Source organism: Actinoplanes sp. NPDC048967 (genome assembly GCF_040649415.1).
Classification (GTDB): domain Bacteria; phylum Actinomycetota; class Actinomycetes; order Mycobacteriales; family Micromonosporaceae; genus Actinoplanes.
The window spans coordinates 149,003-167,287 of the sequence record NZ_JBEZFL010000001.1; the positions used below are offsets into that span (position 1 = coordinate 149,003).

The 18,285-nt window shown below is 71.9% G+C and carries 19 protein-coding genes; 10 read left to right on the forward strand and 9 right to left on the reverse strand.

What is annotated here, in order from left to right; genetic code table 11:
- Positions 1-2 precede the first annotated feature (2 nt).
- The 5 genes from AB0C12_RS00745 to AB0C12_RS00765 form a co-directional block, all read right to left on the reverse strand.
- A complete protein-coding gene (locus AB0C12_RS00745; RefSeq protein WP_360542663.1) occupies positions 3-1,217 on the reverse strand; it encodes a cytochrome P450 in 1,215 nt (404 codons plus the stop codon).
- The gene (locus tag AB0C12_RS00750) at positions 1,214-1,702 is read right to left on the reverse strand and encodes a hypothetical protein (protein ID WP_360542665.1); all 489 of its coding nucleotides are present in this window, start codon (positions 1,700-1,702) and stop codon (positions 1,214-1,216) included. Before AB0C12_RS00750 ends, AB0C12_RS00745 begins: the two co-directional genes overlap by 4 nt.
- Positions 1,692-3,158, reverse strand: coding sequence for a hypothetical protein (locus AB0C12_RS00755; protein ID WP_360542666.1), 1,467 nt, complete (start codon positions 3,156-3,158; stop codon positions 1,692-1,694). Before AB0C12_RS00755 ends, AB0C12_RS00750 begins: the two co-directional genes overlap by 11 nt.
- Before the next feature lie 330 nt (positions 3,159-3,488).
- The gene (locus AB0C12_RS00760; protein WP_360542668.1) at positions 3,489-4,220 is read right to left on the reverse strand and encodes a DUF6082 family protein; all 732 of its coding nucleotides are present in this window, start codon (positions 4,218-4,220) and stop codon (positions 3,489-3,491) included.
- Positions 4,221-4,343: 123 nt separating this feature from the next.
- A complete protein-coding gene (locus AB0C12_RS00765; protein WP_360542670.1) occupies positions 4,344-5,054 on the reverse strand; it encodes a DinB family protein in 711 nt (236 codons plus the stop codon).
- 108 nt (positions 5,055-5,162) lie between these two features.
- Here AB0C12_RS00765 and AB0C12_RS00770 point away from each other — a divergent pair, with 108 nt between their 5' ends.
- Both AB0C12_RS00770 and AB0C12_RS00775 read left to right on the forward strand, forming a co-directional pair.
- A complete protein-coding gene (locus AB0C12_RS00770; protein WP_360542672.1) occupies positions 5,163-6,401 on the forward strand; it encodes a serine hydrolase domain-containing protein in 1,239 nt (412 codons plus the stop codon).
- A gap of 503 nt (positions 6,402-6,904) precedes the next feature.
- Entirely contained in the window at positions 6,905-8,365 is a 1,461-nt protein-coding gene (locus tag AB0C12_RS00775) for an aldehyde dehydrogenase family protein (protein ID WP_360542674.1), read from the forward strand.
- On the opposite strand, the gene AB0C12_RS00780 is transcribed toward AB0C12_RS00775, so the two are convergent.
- The 4 genes from AB0C12_RS00780 to AB0C12_RS00795 are packed head-to-tail and all read right to left on the reverse strand — an operon-like array spanning position 8,310 to position 11,648.
- A complete protein-coding gene (locus AB0C12_RS00780; RefSeq protein WP_360542676.1) occupies positions 8,310-9,101 on the reverse strand; it encodes an ABC transporter ATP-binding protein in 792 nt (263 codons plus the stop codon). The genes AB0C12_RS00775 and AB0C12_RS00780 overlap by 56 nt on opposite strands.
- A gap of 14 nt (positions 9,102-9,115) precedes the next feature.
- Complete coding sequence (locus AB0C12_RS00785; protein WP_360542678.1) at positions 9,116-9,883, reverse strand: ABC transporter permease subunit; 768 nt, start codon at positions 9,881-9,883, stop codon at positions 9,116-9,118.
- Positions 9,880-10,686, reverse strand: coding sequence for an ABC transporter permease subunit (locus AB0C12_RS00790; RefSeq protein WP_360542680.1), 807 nt, complete (start codon positions 10,684-10,686; stop codon positions 9,880-9,882). Before AB0C12_RS00790 ends, AB0C12_RS00785 begins: the two co-directional genes overlap by 4 nt.
- Positions 10,683-11,648 carry an ABC transporter substrate-binding protein gene (locus AB0C12_RS00795; protein ID WP_360542682.1) on the reverse strand — a complete coding sequence of 322 codons (966 nt, stop codon included), beginning with the start codon at positions 11,646-11,648 and terminating at the stop codon, positions 10,683-10,685. The genes AB0C12_RS00790 and AB0C12_RS00795 overlap by 4 nt, the downstream gene beginning before the upstream one ends.
- A 116-nt stretch (positions 11,649-11,764) precedes the next feature.
- On the opposite strand from AB0C12_RS00795, the gene AB0C12_RS00800 reads away from it, so the two are divergent.
- The 8 genes from AB0C12_RS00800 to pcaC are packed head-to-tail and all read left to right on the forward strand — an operon-like array spanning position 11,765 to position 18,280.
- Entirely contained in the window at positions 11,765-12,907 is a 1,143-nt protein-coding gene (locus tag AB0C12_RS00800; protein ID WP_360542684.1) for a 4-hydroxybenzoate 3-monooxygenase, read from the forward strand.
- Positions 12,904-13,707 carry a CoA-transferase gene (locus AB0C12_RS00805; protein ID WP_360542686.1) on the forward strand — a complete coding sequence of 268 codons (804 nt, stop codon included), beginning with the start codon at positions 12,904-12,906 and terminating at the stop codon, positions 13,705-13,707. The genes AB0C12_RS00800 and AB0C12_RS00805 overlap by 4 nt, the downstream gene beginning before the upstream one ends.
- The gene (locus AB0C12_RS00810) at positions 13,704-14,462 is read left to right on the forward strand and encodes a CoA-transferase subunit beta (RefSeq protein ID WP_360542688.1); all 759 of its coding nucleotides are present in this window, start codon (positions 13,704-13,706) and stop codon (positions 14,460-14,462) included. The genes AB0C12_RS00805 and AB0C12_RS00810 overlap by 4 nt, the downstream gene beginning before the upstream one ends.
- The gene (pcaH, locus tag AB0C12_RS00815; RefSeq protein ID WP_360542690.1) at positions 14,459-15,130 is read left to right on the forward strand and encodes a protocatechuate 3,4-dioxygenase subunit beta; all 672 of its coding nucleotides are present in this window, start codon (positions 14,459-14,461) and stop codon (positions 15,128-15,130) included. The genes AB0C12_RS00810 and pcaH overlap by 4 nt, the downstream gene beginning before the upstream one ends.
- Entirely contained in the window at positions 15,127-15,642 is a 516-nt protein-coding gene (gene pcaG, locus AB0C12_RS00820) for a protocatechuate 3,4-dioxygenase subunit alpha (protein WP_360542692.1), read from the forward strand. The genes pcaH and pcaG overlap by 4 nt, the downstream gene beginning before the upstream one ends.
- Positions 15,617-17,026, forward strand: coding sequence for a lyase family protein (locus AB0C12_RS00825; RefSeq protein ID WP_360542694.1), 1,410 nt, complete (start codon positions 15,617-15,619; stop codon positions 17,024-17,026). The genes pcaG and AB0C12_RS00825 overlap by 26 nt, the downstream gene beginning before the upstream one ends.
- Positions 17,023-17,907: a 3-oxoadipate enol-lactonase gene (gene pcaD / locus AB0C12_RS00830; protein ID WP_360542696.1), complete on the forward strand. Its 885-nt coding sequence runs from the start codon at positions 17,023-17,025 to the stop codon at positions 17,905-17,907. Before AB0C12_RS00825 ends, pcaD begins: the two co-directional genes overlap by 4 nt.
- Positions 17,900-18,280 carry a 4-carboxymuconolactone decarboxylase gene (gene pcaC, locus AB0C12_RS00835; protein WP_360542698.1) on the forward strand — a complete coding sequence of 127 codons (381 nt, stop codon included), beginning with the start codon at positions 17,900-17,902 and terminating at the stop codon, positions 18,278-18,280. The genes pcaD and pcaC overlap by 8 nt, the downstream gene beginning before the upstream one ends.
- Positions 18,281-18,285: the final 5 nt, after the last annotated feature.

Genomic DNA, 18,285 nt, shown 5'->3' on the forward strand with positions numbered 1-18,285 from the left:
CGCTACCAGGCGACCGGCAGCGAGTGGACGCCATAGGTGACGTTGGATCGCCGGTACGAGACGTCCTCGAAGGGGACCGCCAGCCGCAGCTGCGGGAATCTGCGCAGCAGGGCCGGGAACGCCAAATGCATCTCCAGGCGGGCCAGCGGGACGCCGACGCAGTAGTGCACGCCGTGGCCGTAGGCCAGGTGGGTGCGGGGTTCGCGGGTGAAGTCGAGCCGATCGGGGTCCGGGAACCTCGATTCGTCCCGGTTGGCGGACGGGATCGCCACCAGCACCTGCTCGCCGTCTCTGATCAGGGTTCCGTTGACCGTCACATCGGCGGTGGCGGTCCTGATCTCCCCGTGGTTGGGGATCGAGACGTACCGGACGAGTTCGTCGACGGCGCGCTCGACGATGTGCGGATCGTCGCGCAGCAACGCCAGCTGGTCGGGATGACGCAGCAGGGCGAGGGTGCCGATGCCGAGCATGTTCGCGGTCGTCTCGTGCCCGGCGACCAGCAGCAGGTTGCCGATACCGACGAGCTCCTGATCGGTGACGGAGGCACCGTGCTCCTGGATGATCCGGCCGAGCACGTTGTCGCCGGGCTGCTTCCTGTTGTGCTCGACGAGTTCGAGCATCCCGGCACGGAGCGCGTTCCGGGCCGGGATCAGGGTCTCCAGGCTGGACATCACGTCGGTCATGATCCGGGTGTGGCCGGCGAAGTCGAAGTCGAAATCCTCCGGTACGCCGAGCATCTCGCAGATCACCGTCGACGGCACCGGCAGCGCGAACTCCTCGACCAGATCGACCGGCGGCCCGGCGGCCGCCATCGCATCGAGGTGGTGCTCGATGACGGCCTCGATCCGGGGCCGCAGTTGCGCCATTCGTTGCGCGCTGAACTCACCGGCGACCATCTGGCGCAGCCGGGTGTGTTCCGGTGGGTCGCATTCGATGAACGTGCCGGGCTGCTGGTCCTGCAACTCCTCGGCCAGCGTACGGTTGCCCGGCTCGGGCAGGACGATCCCCAGCGGGGTCAGCTCGCTGCTGAACCGGCGGTCGCCGAGGATGTCCCGGCCGTCGTCGAACCGGGTGACCAGCCAGACGACGTCCCCACCGTTGATGGTGATCCGGGTGATCGGCTCCTGCGCACGCAGTCGGCGCATCTCCGGGTCGGGATCGAACGGGCAGCCGGCGTCGCGCCGGTACGGCAGGGGCAGTGTGTCGCTCTGCGTCACGACGCCGACCTCTCCTGGTCGCCGGACGGCACGTGGGAGACCCATTCGCAGCTGCGCTCGCCGAGCTTGTGCTCAACCGTGACGCCGAGGTGGTCGGCGGTCCGGTGGTGCAGGTCGACACAGAACTCGCAGGGTCGTTTGAGGGTCAGCTGTACGCCCTGCTGCTGGGCACGCTCCCGGTAGTCGTAGATGCCACAGCGGCGCACGGTGAGCCGGGAACGGTCGGGTGTCTCCGTACGGGTGGTGTCCGAACCGTAGACCTCGAGCATGGACTCCAGGCCGGTCAGCAGATCGCGAGCCTGGCCGGCGGCGTCGGGCACCCGCCGGCGGGCGGCTTCGGCGTTGATGCTCGCGACATGCTCGGTCCACTGTGGCAGGCCGTCCACCCCCATGAACCGTTCGATCGCGGCCTGCGTACGGAAGTAGACACCCAGCACGAACTGGGCCTTGTCCGCCTCGGACATCGGGCTCCGGTCAGCTTCCATCGGTGATCCTCTCCGATTCGGTGAACGTGCCGCCGGGGTGGGCCGGGCGCAGACCGGTGGACGCCTCCACCTGGTGCAGGGTCTCCCGCAGCGCCGCTTCGATCGGCGCCGGAAGCCCGCTCCACGCCCGGGCGTCGTCCAGGTCCAGCATCCGCGACAGCTTCCAGCCGACGTAGGAACCCATCGTCGCCAGTGGTGGGAGCGCGTCGACGACACCGATCCCGAAGCGCCGCCCCGCGAAGGACGAGCCGAGACGATCGGTCGCGGCGGCGACCCACGACTCACTCGGTGGCTGGTCGGTGGTGACCAGGCAGACGACCTCGTGGCCCCGGACGACCAGCATGTAATCGAGGACGGTCGGCCCTGCCCCGGAGCCGGACCACAGTTCCGCCTCGAAGTCCTCCTGCCGTACGTGCACGCCGCCGAACGTGATCGCATCCTGTCGCCGGCCGAGCGTGCGCATCACCGGCAGCGCGAGACCGCACGGGCACGGTTCGCCCGTGAGCTCGACCAGATCACCGGTCCGGTAGCGCACCAGCGGCCGGGCCGGCAGATCCAGGGTGGTGACGACCAGTTCGCCGCGGTCCGGCCCTCCGTCCACCAGCCGGGTACCCCGTTCGTCGTGCAGTTCCAGCACGTAGCTCTGCAACTGCAGATGCAGGCGTCCGCGCTCGCAGGTCACCGCCGTGGTACCGGTCTCGGACGAGCCGTAGGAGGCGACGTACGCGGTCGCTCCGGTCAGCTGTTCCAGGTGCCGCAGCAGGCTGTCGCCGGTCTGCTCGGCCATCAGCAGCAGCCGGTCGAAGCGCGGCGGCGGCGTGCCGTTGCGGACCGCGAAATGCACCAGCTCCAGCAGGCGCGAGGCCGTACCCACGTACACATTGGCCCGCAGGTCCGCGGCCAGCCGGAGCACCCGGGTGTAGTCACCGGTGACGTTGTCGACCCACAGCCGCATCGACACGACCCCGAGGTATTCCAGGACCTTCTCGAACTGGTAGCCGGCAGGAGCGAAAGGACCATTGATGAGGAACAGCGCCGAATCCGACGGGTCGAGAATCCGGCCCCACATCTCGCCGATGTTCATGGTGTTGACCGCCAGGTCGTCGACGGCCTTCGGCGCGGCCACCGGGTCACCGGTCGTGCCCGAGGATTCGTAATAGTGCAGGAAACTGGTCACCGGCCGGGTGAACGCGTCCCGAGACCGGGCGCGCAACTCCCCACGGTCGAGCAGCGGCACGCTGGGCAACAGCTTGGTGAGCACCACATCAGCCGGCATCGTGCGGGCCTCGGCGAGCGTACGGTCGTCCCGCCAGTCCCGCAACGACTCCGCATAGAGCCTCGAGTGAGCCGCGACAGCGAGCGTGTCGAGCAGCTTCCGCGCCTGCAGTGCGCTCAGGTCGTCCGTACCGGCGTGGACGGCTCTGACGGTTCGCAGATGAGACTCCACAAGGCTCATGTGATGAGCGCGAAGGACCTCGTCCCGCACGAGTAACACGGCGTCTCCTCAGATCTGCAGCAAGCACCGGCCGTCGCGAGGTGGAACGGTGGGCGCAATGACATCCCCGGAGATCCTCCGGAGAGGGGAACACTAGAGGCACGCGCCCGGGGGAAGCCCACGATCTGCGCAAGCAGGTCTCAAACGGGCAGTACATCGAGCGCTTCTGGCCATCCGTCGGCGTCCCTCGGACGCCATGACCGATCACGCCGGGAACGAGGGCTCCGCGCGCGCGTGGGCGGTCGGGAGTCCGGTCGCCGGAGCAGGGTGCTCGACGCGACGTGGACGTCGTCAGCGTTGCCGAGTGAGCCGACGACCCCGCAACGCTCCGAAGGCTGCTCCGGCTATCAACCCGCCGCCGAGGAGGAGGAGTCCCCGAGCGGTCCGCACTTTTGCTCCAGGCCTGTCGCCGTCATCCGTCGAAGCCGGCGGGGGCGTCGCCGGCACGGGCGGTCCAGCGAGCACGGCACGCTCGTACGATGCGTCCAACATGCCGACATACTTCCGCGACTTCTTCGAGAAGTAGCGTGCGACCCAGAGTGGTCGCATCGTCTCCCAATACTCACGACCTGTGTCGAATGTGAAGAACCGTGGGAACACATCGCTGGTGAGAGACTTCTCGTCGAAGAAGTCGATGGAATACCCGGCGTGCACGTAATTGAGGAAGTAGGTCGCGAATATCTGCCGTCGTGCGTCCTCGACGGTTCCCGTGACCTCGTGCCCCATGAGCGGGTAGTAGGTGTCAGGTCGCTCGAGGCACAGGGTCAGCATCTGCAGCTGAAACGCCCTGATGGCCTGAGTGCGGGCTATATCGGCTTGCTGGCGCTGCACCAGTAGCGACGCGGCGACACCGATCAGTGCCAGGGCGGTGAGAATCGCCGATACTCCCCCGTAGGCTTGCCCGACATTGCTCAGAGTCCCCCAATCCTGTGCCGTCAGATGATTGGCTCGCAACAGGAGGATCGGCGAGAACAACACCGCCCCGAATCCGACGAGAGCTCCCGATACAGCGCCGGCGATCATGAAAGAACGACTACGAGGCTTCACTTGAGTCTCCCCAGGTCGGCGTTCTCGATGCTTTCATTGTCACCGTGAACAAGCCCGCGCGCTGTCACGCCAGAGCGACACCATCGGGCGGGCCGAGGGTCATGAGCCGAGGAGATCGAGGTCGCGTACGCAGAAACCGTGGTGCGCCCACTCCTCGTTCAGGGCCACCTGCACGCACTCCAGCATCGACTTTCCCAGGCCGTACGGCGGCCAGCCCGGGCCCGCCGGCACCGGAGCGGGCCCCGAGAGCTCCTCGGCCGTCACCATCGACAGCCAACGCTCCAGCTCAGCTCCCTGCACCTCGCGCACGGCCAGCACCTCGTCGAGACCGGGAGCCGCCGCCCGGTCCAGGCCCTGTTCCTCCTGGTCCGGGACGAAGTCGGACGCCAGCCCGAGCGCGGTGAACGGCTCGGTCGATCCCAGACAGCAGCGGCGGAACCACGAGTCGTGCACGAACACCAGGTGGCGCAGGGTCTCCACCGCCGACCACTCGCCGCCGACGCGCCGGTGCTCCGATCCGCCGGGCATCGCTCGCAGGCGCTCGACGGTCTGCGCCCAGCCGGTCCGCAGCTGCCGGACAGCCTGCAGCAGGTCCGCCGGATCGGCTGAGCGCAGCAGCAGCCGCACCGGATGCCGGCGGTCCAGCTCGGCCTCGACGTACGACGTCACCTCGACTCCGTTGACCACCAGGTTGGTGACCAGCCCGTCGATCACCGCGTCCTGCATCACCACGCCGATCAGCCGGGCGCGGGTCAGATCGCACTCGCGGAACTCGGCATCGGTCAGGTCCTGGTCCTCGAAGCTCGCCATGCCGGGCAGTATCCACCGGGGTACCGACAATTTCGGGGATCCGCTGTATCGCCGGCGTATCGAAATCCGCATACGCCACCGCAACGGACATTCGTCTTCAGTGGCGGCATGGACCACAACGCTTCATTGTCGAACTCAGGTGGCATCGGCCGGCGGCGACTGCTCACCTCCGGCGGGCTCGCCGCCGCCGGCGTGGTGGCCGGCGCCGACCCCGCGAGGGCCGGGCGCGGCCGGATTCCGCCGGACACCCGGCCCGGTGGAGCCTTCGACCGGTACGTGGCGAAGCTCGCCGCCGACGGCAGGTTCTCCGGTGTGGTGCTGCTGGCGCACCGGGGCCGGACGGTGTTGTCGCGTAGTTACGGCATGGCCGACAAGGCCAAGGGCATCCGCAACCACGAGGGCATCGCGTTCAACCTCTCCTCGGCCAGCCAGCCTTTCCTGGCGGTGGCCGTCCTGCAGTTGCTGCAGCAGGGCCGGTTGACGCTGTCCGACCCGGTGGGCCGGCACCTGCGGGACCTTTCCGGGGAGATCGCCGAGAAGGTGACCATCCATCACCTGCTCACCAGTACGTCCGGGCTGGACGCGCCGATGCCGGACTGGCAACGCGTCTTCCACAGCCGGCCGGAGGTGCACGAGTACGCCGAGCAGTGGGTGCGGCAGGCGACGCTGGTGGGGGTGCCCGGCGCGGCGTCCAACGGCCACCGGCCCGGCGGCGGTGTCGGCCTGGCCATGGCCGCGCTGATCGTCGAGGCCGTGTCCGGCATGACGTTCTGGGACTACGTGCACCGGCGGGTCTTCCGGCGCTGCGGCATGACCGGCTCGGCGTTCTACACCCGGGAGCAGTGGCTCACCGACGAGCACATCGCGCACCCGTACATGTCGCAGGCCGACGGCAGTCTCGTGGACGCCGTGCGGAACCTCGACCAGGGCAGCGTGGATCCCTTCACCCAGGGCCGGAATCCGGGCCGCGGCTTCATCGGGCACGCCTCGGGCGGCGGCTTCGCCACCGCGCCGGACCTGGTCCGCTTCGCCGAAGCGCTACGGGACGGCACGGTGCTGGACCGGCCGTACGCCGATCTGTTCGCCGGGGCCAAGCTCCCCGGCCCGGATCCGACGTCGTTCGACGGATACACGATGCCCATCAGCATCAGCAACGGTCAGTGGGTGATCGGCCGCGGCGGCGCGGACGGCGGGGTCGGCGCCAACTGGAGCATCTACCCGGACACCGGCTGGGTGGGTGTTGTCCTCAGCAACGACGACCACCTGCCGATCCAGGATCTCCTCCTGCGGCAGGAGGCGGCCATCACCGGCGCGCCGGTCAGCCCGCCGTCCGGGGGCGGCGGCTGAGGCGCGGGACGGCGTCACGACGCGGCGTCGGCCACGTCCGGTGGCGCCGAACGGGGCGTCGCGCGTACCGCCGCGAGCGTGACCCCACCGTCCTGCAAGGCGTGATCGTGTAGACGACGCGGTCGGGCTTGACCTGCTGGGAGAGCCGGCGGGAGGCCAGGTGGCCGTCGCGGGAGAGCCGTTCGAGGAGAAGCGCCCCCGGTTGCGGTGCGCGAACTGGAGGGCGAGTTCGCTCTTGCCGACCCCGCTGAGTCCACACGCGACGCCCGTGGCGGCGAACAACGCGGCCACGGCGATCAGCAGCACCCCCGACGCGAGCGCTCCGGCCCGGGGCAGTACCCGCCGCCTGCGCACCATGACCCGCATCATCGCCCCGGTCCGGCCCCGGCCACGAGGGCGCGAGCGCCCACCGGTTGACCAGCCCACCCGGCCGCACTAGCGTTTCGGGCACGTTTCGGAGCGCACATGTGTTCGCATACCGAACACTCCCGCGGAGGTGGCCCGTGACCCAGTCCAGAAGCCTGCTGATCGGTGGCGACGAGGTCGCCGCGGCGGACGGGCGCACCACCGAGGATCTCAACCCGCACACCGGTGACGTCGTCGCCCGGATCGCCGCGGCCGGACCGGCCGATGTCACCCGGGCCGTCGACGCCGCTGACGCCGCCTTCGCCGGCTGGTCCACCACCGCCCCCACCGAGCGGCGCCGGATCCTCACCCGGGCCGGTGACCTGCTCGAGGAACGCGCCACCGAGGCCGCCGCGCTGATGGCCACCGAGACCGGCGGCACGCTGGGCTGGTCGCTGTTCAACGTCGGGCTGGCCGCGAGCATGTTCCGTGAGGCGGGCGCCCTGACCACGCTCCCGGTCGGTGAGGTGCTGGCCGGTGCGGACCCGACCGCGCTGTCGCTGGCCATCCGGCAGCCGGCCGGGGTGGTCGCCGCGTTCGCGCCGTGGAACGCCCCGCTGATCCTGGGGGCCCGGGCGGTCGCCGCGCCGCTGGCCGTCGGGAACACCGTCGTGGTCAAGGCCAGTGAGGACGCGCCGCTGGCCTGTGCGCTTTTCCTGGCCGACATCCTGCGCGACGCCGGGCTGCCGCCGGGCGCGCTGAACGTGCTGACCAACGACCGGGCCGACGCGGCGGTCGTCGCCGAGACCCTCATCGGGGACCGCCGGGTGCGCCGGGTCAACTTCACCGGTTCCACCGGCGTCGGCCGGCGCATCGGCGAGCTCGCCGCCCGGCATCTCACCCCGGCGGTGCTCGAGCTGGGCGGCAAGAACTCGGTGCTGGTGCTCGACGACGCCGACCTGGAGTACGCGGTGAACGCCGTCGCCTTCGGGGCGTACCTGAACTCCGGGCAGATCTGCATGTCCGCGGACCGGGTCATCGTGCACCGGTCCCTCGCGGACGAGTTCGCCGCCCGGCTGGCCGAGAAGGCCAAGGGGCTGCCCGCCGGGGACCCCACCGACCCCCACACGGTGATCGGGCCGCTGATCAACGCCGGCGCGGCCGAGCGGGTCGCCGGCCTGGTCGATCAGGCGGTCGCCGGCGGCGCCCGGGTGCTCAGCGGCGGCGGTACGCCGGACGGCGCGCACTACCCGGCGACGGTCCTCGCGGGCGTGACGCCGGACATGCGCATCCACACCGAGGAGATCTTCGGGCCGGTGGCCACCGTGCTGACCGTGGCCGACGAGGAGCAGGCGATCGCGGTCGCCAACGACAGCCCGTACGGGCTCACCGCCGGAGTGCTGACCCAGGACGTCAACCGGGGTTTCGCCGTCGCCCGGCGGCTGCGCACCGGCATCGCCCACGTCAACGACCAGTCCGTGGACGACGACCCGACGGCGCCGTTCGGCGGGATGGGCGACTCCGGCTACGGGCGTTTCGGGGGCCGGGCCGGCGCCGAGGCGTTCACCGATCTGCGTTGGATAACTCTCCAGCAGCGCCCGAAGCAGTACCCGTTTTAGCCGCCTGGATCTGGGAGTAGACCCGGGTGCGCAGGGTGACGAAGCGCGGATCGGCCCGGGTGTGCAGCTGGTCGCGCTCGGGCGGCAGGTCCACGGTCAGCTCGTCCTGCACCACCGTCGGGGACGCGGACAGCATCAGCACGCGCTGGCCCAGGTAGACCGCCTCGTCGATGTCGTGCGTGACGAACAGGATCGTCATGCCCAGCCGCTGCCACAGCGAGCGGACCAGGTCCTCCAGGTCGGCCCGGGTCTGCGCGTCGACCGCGGCGAACGGCTCGTCCATCAGCAGGATCGACGGTTCGTAGGCCACGGCCCGGGCGATCGCCACCCGCTGCTGCATCCCACCGGACAACTGCCACGGGTACGCGGACTCCGTGCCGTCCAGACCGACCGCGGTCAGGGCCTCGGCGACCAGTTCCCTACGGCGGGCCTTGGGGACCTTCTTCTGCCGCAGGGGCAGGTCGACGTTGTCGCGCACCGTCATCCACGGGAACAGGCTGCGGCCGTACTCCTGGAAGACGATCGCCAGGCCGCTCCGGTCGCCCACCGTGACCTCGCCGGAGGTCGGGTCGAGCAGCCCGGCGACGCAGCGCAGCAGGGTGGTCTTGCCGCAGCCGGACGGGCCGACCAGGCAGACCAGCTCGCCCGCGGCGACGGTGAACGTCAGGTCGCGCAGCGCCTCCACCTCGCGGCCGCCGGACCGGTAGACCTTGCGCAGGCCCTTGACCTCGAGCATCGTCGTCTCCTTCGTCACGAGCGCCGCTGGGCGTCGCGCAGGCCGTGGTACCAGGCCAGCGCGCGGCGCTCGGCCAGGCGGAACAGCTCGGACAGGCCGAAACCGAGCAGCCCGAGCAGGATGATGCCGCTCCACATCTCCGGGATGGCGAAGCTGCGCTGGAACTGCACGATGGTGAAGCCCAGGCCGTTGCTGGCGGCGAACATCTCGCTGATCACCATGAGGATGATCGCGATGGACAGCGCCTGCCGCAGGCCCGCGACGATCTGCGGTGACGCGGCAGGCAGCAGCAGGTGACGCAGCCGGGCCGCGCCGGTGATCCCGTACGCGCGGCTGGTGTCGGACAGCACGCCGTCGGTGGCCCGGACCCCCTCAACCGTGTTGAGCAGCACCGGCCAGACGCAGCCGGAGACGATCACGATGACCTTCATGCTGCTGCCGATGCCGGCGAACAGCATGATGACCGGGACCAGCACCGGCGGCGGCACGGCCCGGAAGAACTCCAGCACCGGCTCGGCGGCCGCCCGCAACCGGGGGTTGGCGCCGATCGCGACGCCGGCCGCGATGCCGATCACCGCGGCCAGCAGGTAACCGGCGCCGAGGCGGGCCAGGCTGGGCAGCACGTCGGCGCGCAGCCGCTCGGGGGTCCAGGTGTCGGCGAACGCGGCGAGGATCCGGCGCAGTGGGGGCGCGTAGAAGTTCTCGCTGTTCGCGCTGGCCGCGTACCAGGTCAGGAAGAGCACGATCGGCAGGCCGAGGACCAGCAGCAGGCGTCTGATCATGAGGGTGCCTCCCCGCGGACGGACTGGTGCCAGGCGAGGAAGTGGCGTTCGGCGTAGCGGGCGGCCAGGTTGATGGCCACGCCGAGCAGGCCGGTGACGACGATGAGGGCGTACATGGTGGGGATCGCGTTCGAGGTCTGGGCGACCGCGATGACCGCGCCGAGGCCGGGGGCGCCGATGACCAGCTCGGTCGTGACCGCGAGCACCAGCGCGACCGAGGCGGCGAGGCGGATGCCGGTGAAGACGTACGGCAGGGCGGTCGGCCAGAGCACGTAGCGGATCCGGGCCCAGGCGCCGAAGCGGAAGCTGCGGGCGGTCTCGTCGGCGACCGGGTCGACGTCGGCGACACCGTACAGGACCTGGACCAGGACCTGCCAGAAGGCCGCGTAGACCACCAGCAGCAGGGTCGAGCCCAGGTCCGCGCCGTAGAGCAGGACCGCGAGGGGGATCAGCGCGACCGACGGGATGGGCCGGAGGAACTCCACCGTGGAGGCGGTGACCGCGCGCAGCAGGGGCACAGCGCCGATCAGCACCCCCGCGGCGACGCCGGCCACGACCGCGACGGCCAGGCCGATCGCCCACGCGGTGAGGGTGTCCCCGACCGCCACCCAGAACGCGCCGGTGACCGCCTCGTCGGCCAGGGCGGCCAGGATCCGGCTGGTCGGCGGCAGGTAGCTGTCCGACACGATCCCGGCGCGGGGCAGCAGCTCGACCAGCACGAGCAGCCCGGCCAGGCCGGAGAGGCCGAGCACCGCCCGGCCCCCCGGCACCGTCCGCGGCGCCGCCGCCCCGACCGCCGTCACGGCAGGATCTTGGCCAGGTCGGGCGTGGCCGAGCCGAAGATGCCGTCCTGGGCGCCGAGCTTGCTCAGCGTCTCGACCGACGCCTTGTTGATCTCGGTGGGCCACTTCGGCAGGGTCAGCGCCTCGCGGACCTTCGGGTCGATCTTGGTGTAGGAGCCGAGGATCTCGCGGACCTCGTCCGGGTGCGCGTCGGCGTAGGCCAGCGACTCGTTCATCGCCTCGGTGAACCGCTTGACCAGGTCCGGGTCGTCGGCGATGAGCTTGCTGGAGGCGAAGTACGCCGCCACGGTCAGATCCGGCGCCGCGTCGACGTAGTTCCAGGCGACCACCCGGCCACCGGCGGCGGTCACGGCCGACAGCGACGGTTCCACCACCCAGGCGGCGTCGACCTGGCCGTTCTCCACCGCGGCCGGCATGTTGGCGAACGGCATCTCGACGAAGCTGATCCCGCTCGGGTCGCCGCCGGCCTTGCGCACCGACTCGCGCACGGTGGTGTCACCGATGTTCTTCAGCGTGTTGACCGCGATCTTCTTGCCGGCCAGGTCGGCCGGCTTGGTGATCGGGCTGTCCTTGCGCACCGCGACGCCACCGAAGTCCTGGCCGGCCGTACCGGTGGAGGCCACGCCGTTGCTGACCACCTTGATCGGCACGTTCTTGGTCTGGGCGATGAGCAGCGAGGTGATGTTGCTGAAGCCGAACTGGAACTGGCCGCTGACCACGCCGGGCACGATCGCCGCGCCGCCCTGGCCGCTCTCCATGGTCAGCTCGATCTTCCGGTTCTGGAAGAATCCCTGTTTCTGCCCCAGGTAGATGGGCGCGACGTCGACGATCGGGATGACGCCGACCTTGACCTGCGCGACCCCGCCGTCGGTGGTGGCGGGACCCGAGCCTGAAGAGGATCCGCAGCCCGCCCCGGCTCCGACGAGGGCGAGCACGGCCATCCCCGTGATGAACCGACGCATTCTGCAGACCTCCAGTGGGTTGTCCTTGTGCGCACACCGCACGTACGTTCTTATGAAGAACGTATGGTGTGGTCTGCCTCACGTCAACGATCACCATCGATTAACGGGAGGTCGCCGTGCGCACGCAGGTCGGCATAGTCGGGGCGGGCCCGGCGGGACTTGTCCTCGCCCGGCTGCTGCAGCGGGCCGGGATCGACGCGGTGATCCTGGAACGCCGCTCGCGATCCTATGTGGAGAGCAGGGTCCGTGCGGGGGTGCTCGAACACGGCACTGCGCAGCTGCTCGACGAGCTCGGCGTGGGACAGCGGATGCGCCGTGAGGGCATGGTGCACCGCGGCATCGTGCTGCGCTTCGGCGGCGAGAGCCACCGGATCGATCTGGAGGCGCTCACCGGGAAGACCATCACGGTGTACGGCCAGCAGGAAGTGGTCAAGGATCTGATCGCCGCGCGGCTGGCCGACGACCTCCCGCTGCACTTCGAGGCCGAGGTCACCGCCGTCGACGGCACCGTGCTGGAGTACCGGCAGAACGGCGTCCGGCACCGTCTGGAGTGCGATTTCGTGGCCGGCTGCGACGGCTCGCACGGGGTGGCCCGCCTCGCCGTGCCCGACGGCGCGCTGCGGACGGCCGAGCGCGAGCACCCGTACGCGTGGCTCGGCATCCTGGCCCGCTCCCCCGCCGCCGCCGAGGAGCTGGTCTACGCCTACCACGAACGCGGCTTCGCCCTGCACAGCATGCGCACCCCGGACATCGTCCGGCTCTACCTGCAGGTGCCGCGGGACACCGACCTCGCCGGCTGGCCCGACACCCGGATCTGGGACGAACTGCGCACCCGCCTCGACCTGCCGCTCAAGGAGGGCGAGATCCTGGAACGCGGCATCACCGGGATGCGCAGCTTCGCGGTCGAGCCGATGCGCCACGACCGGCTCTTCCTGGCCGGCGACGCGGCCCACATCGTCCCGCCGACCGGCGCCAAGGGCATGAACCTGGCCATCGCCGACGTACGCGTGCTGGCCGAGGCACTCGCCGCGCACTACCGGGAACGGACCGACGAGCTGCTCGACAGCTACTCCGGGACCTGCCTCAAGCGGGTCTGGCAGGTGCAGCGCTTCTCCAACTGGATGACCACGATGCTGCACCGCCACGAGGGCGACGACGAGTTCGGCCATCGCGTCCAGCTCGCCGAGCTGGAATACGTGACCGGGTCCACCGCGGCCGCCACCACCCTCGCCGAGAACTACGTGGGACTCCCCCGGTGAGCGCCCGCATCGTCCCGCTCCCCGACGCGATCGCCGAGCTGGTGCACGACGGCGACACCGTCGCGCTGGAGGGCTTCACCCACCTGATCCCGGTGGCGGCCGGCCACGAGATCATCCGGCAGGCCCGGCGCGGGCTGACCCTGGTCCGGATGACCCCGGACATCGTCTACGACCAGCTCATCGGGGCCGGCTGCGCGGCCAAGCTGGTGTTCTCCTGGGCCGGCAACCCCGGCGTCGGTTCGCTGCACCGCTTCCGCGACGCCGTCCAGCACGGCTGGCCGGCGCCGCTGGAGATCGAGGAGCACAGCCACGCGGGCATGGCCAACCGGTACGTCGCCGGCGCCTCCGGTCTGCCCTTCGCCGTGCTGCGCGGCTACCTCGGCACCGACCTGCCGGAGCACACCGCCACCATCGCCCCGATCACCTGCCCGTTCACCGGCGAGACGCTCACCGCGGTGCCGGCGCTGAACCCGGACGTCGGCATCGTGCACGCCCAGCGGGCCGACCGGGCCGGCAACGTGCAGTTCTGGGGGATCACCGGGGTGCACAAGGAGGTCGTGCTGGCCTCGGCCCGGTCGCTGGTCACGGTCGAGGAGATCGTGGACGAGCTGACGCCGGTGCCCGGCGCGGTGGTGCTGCCGGGCTGGGCGGTCACCCGGGTCGCGCACGTGCCCGGCGGCGCGCATCCCTCGTACGCGATGGGCTACAGCGACCGCGACAACGACTACTACCAGGCCTGGGACAAGATCAGCCGGGACCGGGAGGCGTTCTCGCAGTGGCTGACGGGAGTGACGGCATGAGCTGGACCGCGGACGAGATGATGACCGTCGCGGCGGCCCGGGTCCTGCGCGGCGACACCCGGTGCTTCGTCGGCATCGGCCTGCCCAGCACGGCGGCCAACCTGGCCCGCCGCACCCATGCCCCGGACCTGGTCCTGGTCTACGAGTCCGGCACCATCGGGGCCAAGCCGGACCGGCTGCCGCTGTCCATCGGCGACGGCGTGCTCGCCGCGACCGCCGACGCGGTGGTCAGCGTCCCGGAGATGTTCAACTACTGGCTCCAGCCCGGCCGGATCGGCGTCGGCTTCCTCGGCGCCGCCCAGATCGACCGGTACGGCAACATCAACACCACGGTCATCGGCAGCGACTACGCCGACCCCGGTGTCCGGCTGCCCGGCGCGGGCGGGGCCCCGGAGATCGCGGCCTCCTGCGGCGAGGTGATCGTGGTGGTCCGGCAGAGCCCGCGGGCGTTCGTCGACCGGGTCGACTTCGTCACCTCCGTCGGGCACGGCCGCGGCCCCGGCGACCGGGCCCGGCTGGGCCTGCGCGGCCGCGGCCCGGTGCTGGTCATCACCGACCTGGGCGTGCTGGAGCCGGACCCGGGGACCCGGGAGCTGACCCTGACCCGGCTGCACCCCGGCGTCACCGTCGAGCAGGCCGTCGCGGCCACCGGCTGGAAGCTGCGCGTCGCCGAGCACCTGACCAGCACCGAGCCGCCGAGCGAGGACGAGCTGACCGCCCTGCGCGCATTGACCGGAGCGAAGGAGAACCCATGACCGCGCACCCGCCGCTGCTGTCCCCCGGCTACAAGTCGACGATCCTGCGGGCCCCGCACCAGGCGCCGATCCTGCTGCCGCACACGCTCACCGAGCTGACCGGGCCGGTGCTGGGCGAGGGCCCGGTGGCCGCCGCGGACGCCGACCTGACCCTGGACGGCACCGGCGAGGCGCAGGGCCAGCGCATCGTGGTGCACGGCCAGGTCCGCGACACCGACGGCCGGCCGGTGCCGGACACCCTGGTCGAGGTGTGGCAGGCCAACGCGGCCGGCCGCTACCGGCACAAGTGGGACCGGCACGACGCACCGCTGGACCCGCACTTCACCGGCGTGGGCCGCACGATGACCGACGCGCGGGGCGACTACCGCTTCGTGACGGTGAAGCCGGGCGCGTACCCGTGGGGCAACCACCCGAACGCGTGGCGGCCCGCGCACATCCACTTCTCGCTGTTCGGCCGGGCGTTCACCCAGCGCCTGGTCACCCAGATGTACTTCCCGGACGACCCGCTGTTCGCCTACGACCCGATCTACCACTCGGTGCCGGAGTTCGCCCGCGACCGGCTGGTCGCCGGCTTCGACCTGGACGCCACCGTCGAGTCGTGGGCGCTGGGCTTCCGCTTCGACATCGTGCTCAGCGGGGCGGCCGCGACGCCGATGGAGACCCGATGAGCACGAGCGCGACGCCGTCGCAGACCGTGGGGCCGTACCTGTCGATCGGCCTCACCTGGGACGAGGGCCCGCACGTGGTCGCGGCCGACGCGCCCGGGGCCGTGTGGTTGCGCGGCGAGATCCGCGACGGCCGCGGCGACGTGGTGAAGGATGCCCTGGTGGAGACCTGGCAGAGCGACCCTTCGGGGCGCTTCCACACCCCCGGCTTCCGCGGCCTGGGCCGCTGCGCCACCGACGACGACGGACGGTACGCGATCCGCACGGTCAAGCCGGGCGTGGTCCAGGACCAGGCCCCGCACCTGGACATGTCGGTGTTCGCCCGCGGCCTGCTGCACCGGGTCGTCACCCGCGTCTACTTCGCCGACGAGCCGGCCGCCAACGAGGCCGACCCGGTCCTGGCCCGCGTCCCGGCCGACCGGCGCGGCACCCTGATCGCGGACAGGTCCCCGGACGGCTACCGCTTCGACATCACCCTGCAGGGGCCCGATGAGACCGTCTTCTTCACCGTCTGACACCGCCGGGCTGTTCGACGGTGTCCTGGCCGCCGGCGACGTGCGGGCGGCCGTGGCCGACGCGGCGTGGGTGCGGGCGATGCTCGACGCCGAGGCCGCGCTGGCCCGGGCGGCCGCCCGGTGCGGGATCGCCGCGGCCGAGGACGCCGCGGCCGTCACGGCCGCCTGCGCGAGTCTGGAGGTGGACCCGGGCGAGCTCGGCGCCGAGGCGACCGGTACGGGCAACCCGGTCGTGCCACTGATCAAACGCCTGCGGGCGGCGGTCCCGGAGCACGCGGCGCCGCTGGTGCACCGGGGCGCGACCAGCCAGGACATCGTGGACACGGCGGCGATGCTGGTCGCGCGGCGGGCGCTCGGGCTGCTGCTGGCCGACCTGGCCGCGGTGACCGAGCTGACCGCGGCGCTCGCCGACCGGCACCGGGGGACGGTGACGGCCGGGCGGACGCTGCTGCAACAGGCGCTGCCGACGACGTTCGGCCTGGTCGCGGCCGGGTGGCTGACCGGCCTCGACGATGCCCGGCGCCGGCTGATCGAGGTCCGGGAGCACCGGCTCGCCGCCCAGCTCGGCGGGGCCGCAGGCACCCTCGCGGCATTCCGGCCCAGCAAGCCGGGGGCCGGCGACGAGGCCCGGGCCGCGACGGGCGATGCCGGACCCACGGCGGGCCTCGCCGAGGTCGCGGCGGATGACGTCGGCGTCCGGATGCTGGGCGCGTTCAGTGCCGAGGTCGGGCTGGCGGAGCCGGACCTGCCGTGGCACACCGAGCGCACCCGCATCGCCGACCTGGCCGGGGCGCTCGGCGCCGCGGCCGGCGCGGTCGCCAAGGTCGCCCGGGATCTGGTCCTGCTCGCCCAGACCGAGGTGGGTGAGGTGGCCGAGGGTGGCGACGGCGGCGGCTCGTCGACGCTGCCGCACAAGCACAACCCGATCGCCGCGATCAGCGCCGCCGCATCGGCTGCCCAGGCGCCCGGACTGGTCGCCACCCTGCTCGCCGCCATGGCGCACGAGCACCAGCGGGCCGCCGGAGACTGGCACGCCGAGTGGCAGCCGCTGCGGGCGCTGCTCACCTCGACCGGATCGGCCGCCCATCAGCTGCGCCGGGCCCTGACGGACCTGCGGGTGGACGCCGCCCGGATGCGCGCCAACCTGGACCTCACCCACGGCGCCCTGCTGGCCGAACGCGTCGCCGCGGCCCTGCGGCCGGCTCTGGGCACCGAGGCGCACGCGGTGGTCCGCGCGGCCGTCGAACGCGGCGACCTGGGCACCGACCCCGCGATCACCGCCCACCTGGACCCGGACCGCCTGGCCGCCCTGCTCGCGCCCGAGACCTACCTGGGCAGCGCCGACGCCCTGATCGACCGCGCCCTGAAAGCGGCCCGGCGATGACCGCACGTCACGGCGCCGGGCCGGGCCGCGGACCGCAGCGGCGGCCCGGCGACGACGCGGACCCGCACATCGAGGCGCTGGGCCGGCCCGCAGACCGCAGCGGCGGCCCGGCGATGAACGCGCTCGCGGTGCATCATCGTGTCGACGGGCCGCCGGACGCTCCCCCGCTCCTCATGATCAACTCATTGGGTGCGGATCTGAGCATGTGGGAGCCGCAGCTGTCCGCGCTCGGCGCACGGTTCCGGCTCATCCGGTACGACGCGCGCGGTCACGGTCGCTCCCCCGTACCCCCGGGTCGGTATGGTCTGGCCGATCTCGGGCGGGACGCGCTCGCCCTGCTGGACCGGCTCGGGGTCGCGCGGGCCCAGGTCGTCGGCCTGTCGCTCGGCGGGATGACCGCCATGTGGCTCGCGGCGCACGCGCCCGAGCGGGTCGACCGGCTGGTGCTCTTCTGCACCTCCGCCCGACTCGGGCCGCCGGCCGCCTGGGCCGAGCGGGCCGCGACGGTCCGGGCCCGGGGCACGGCCGCGGTCGCCGACGCGGTCGTCGCCCGCTGGGTCACCCCGGCCTACGCGGCGGCCCATCCGGGCGAGGTGCGGCGGCTGCGGGACATGGTCGCGGCCACCCCGGCGATCGGGTACGCGGGCGCGTGCGCAGCGATCGAGGACATGGACCTGCGGCCCGACCTGCCCGGTGTCGCCGCCCCCACGCTGGTCGTCGCGGGAGCCGACGATCCGGCCACCCCTCCCGCCCACGGTGCCGCCATCGCCGCCGCGATCCCGGGTGCCCGGCTCGAGGTCGTCGCCGGTGCGGCGCATCTGGCCAGTTTCGAGCAGGCGGCGACCGCGAACCGACTCATCCTGGAGGCGCTCGATGGCTGACGACTACACCGACGGCATGGCCGTGCGGCGCGAGGTGCTCGGTGATGCGCACGTCGACCGAGCGGTCGCGGCCACCACCGGCTTCACCGCGCCGTTCCAGGAGTACATCACCCGGGCCGCCTGGGGGCAGGTGTGGACCCGGGAGGGCCTGGACCGGCGTACCCGGTCCTGTGTGACGCTCGCCCTGCTCACCGCTCTGCAGTGTCATGACGAGCTGGCGATGCACGTGCGGGCCGCCCGCCGCAACGGGCTCAGTCCGGACGAGATCGCCGAGGTGCTGCTGCACACCGCCGTGTACGCGGGCGTGCCCGCCGCCAACGCCGCCTTCAAGATCGCCGAGGCCGTGCTGGCCGACGACGGATCCGGGGCGTGACCCGG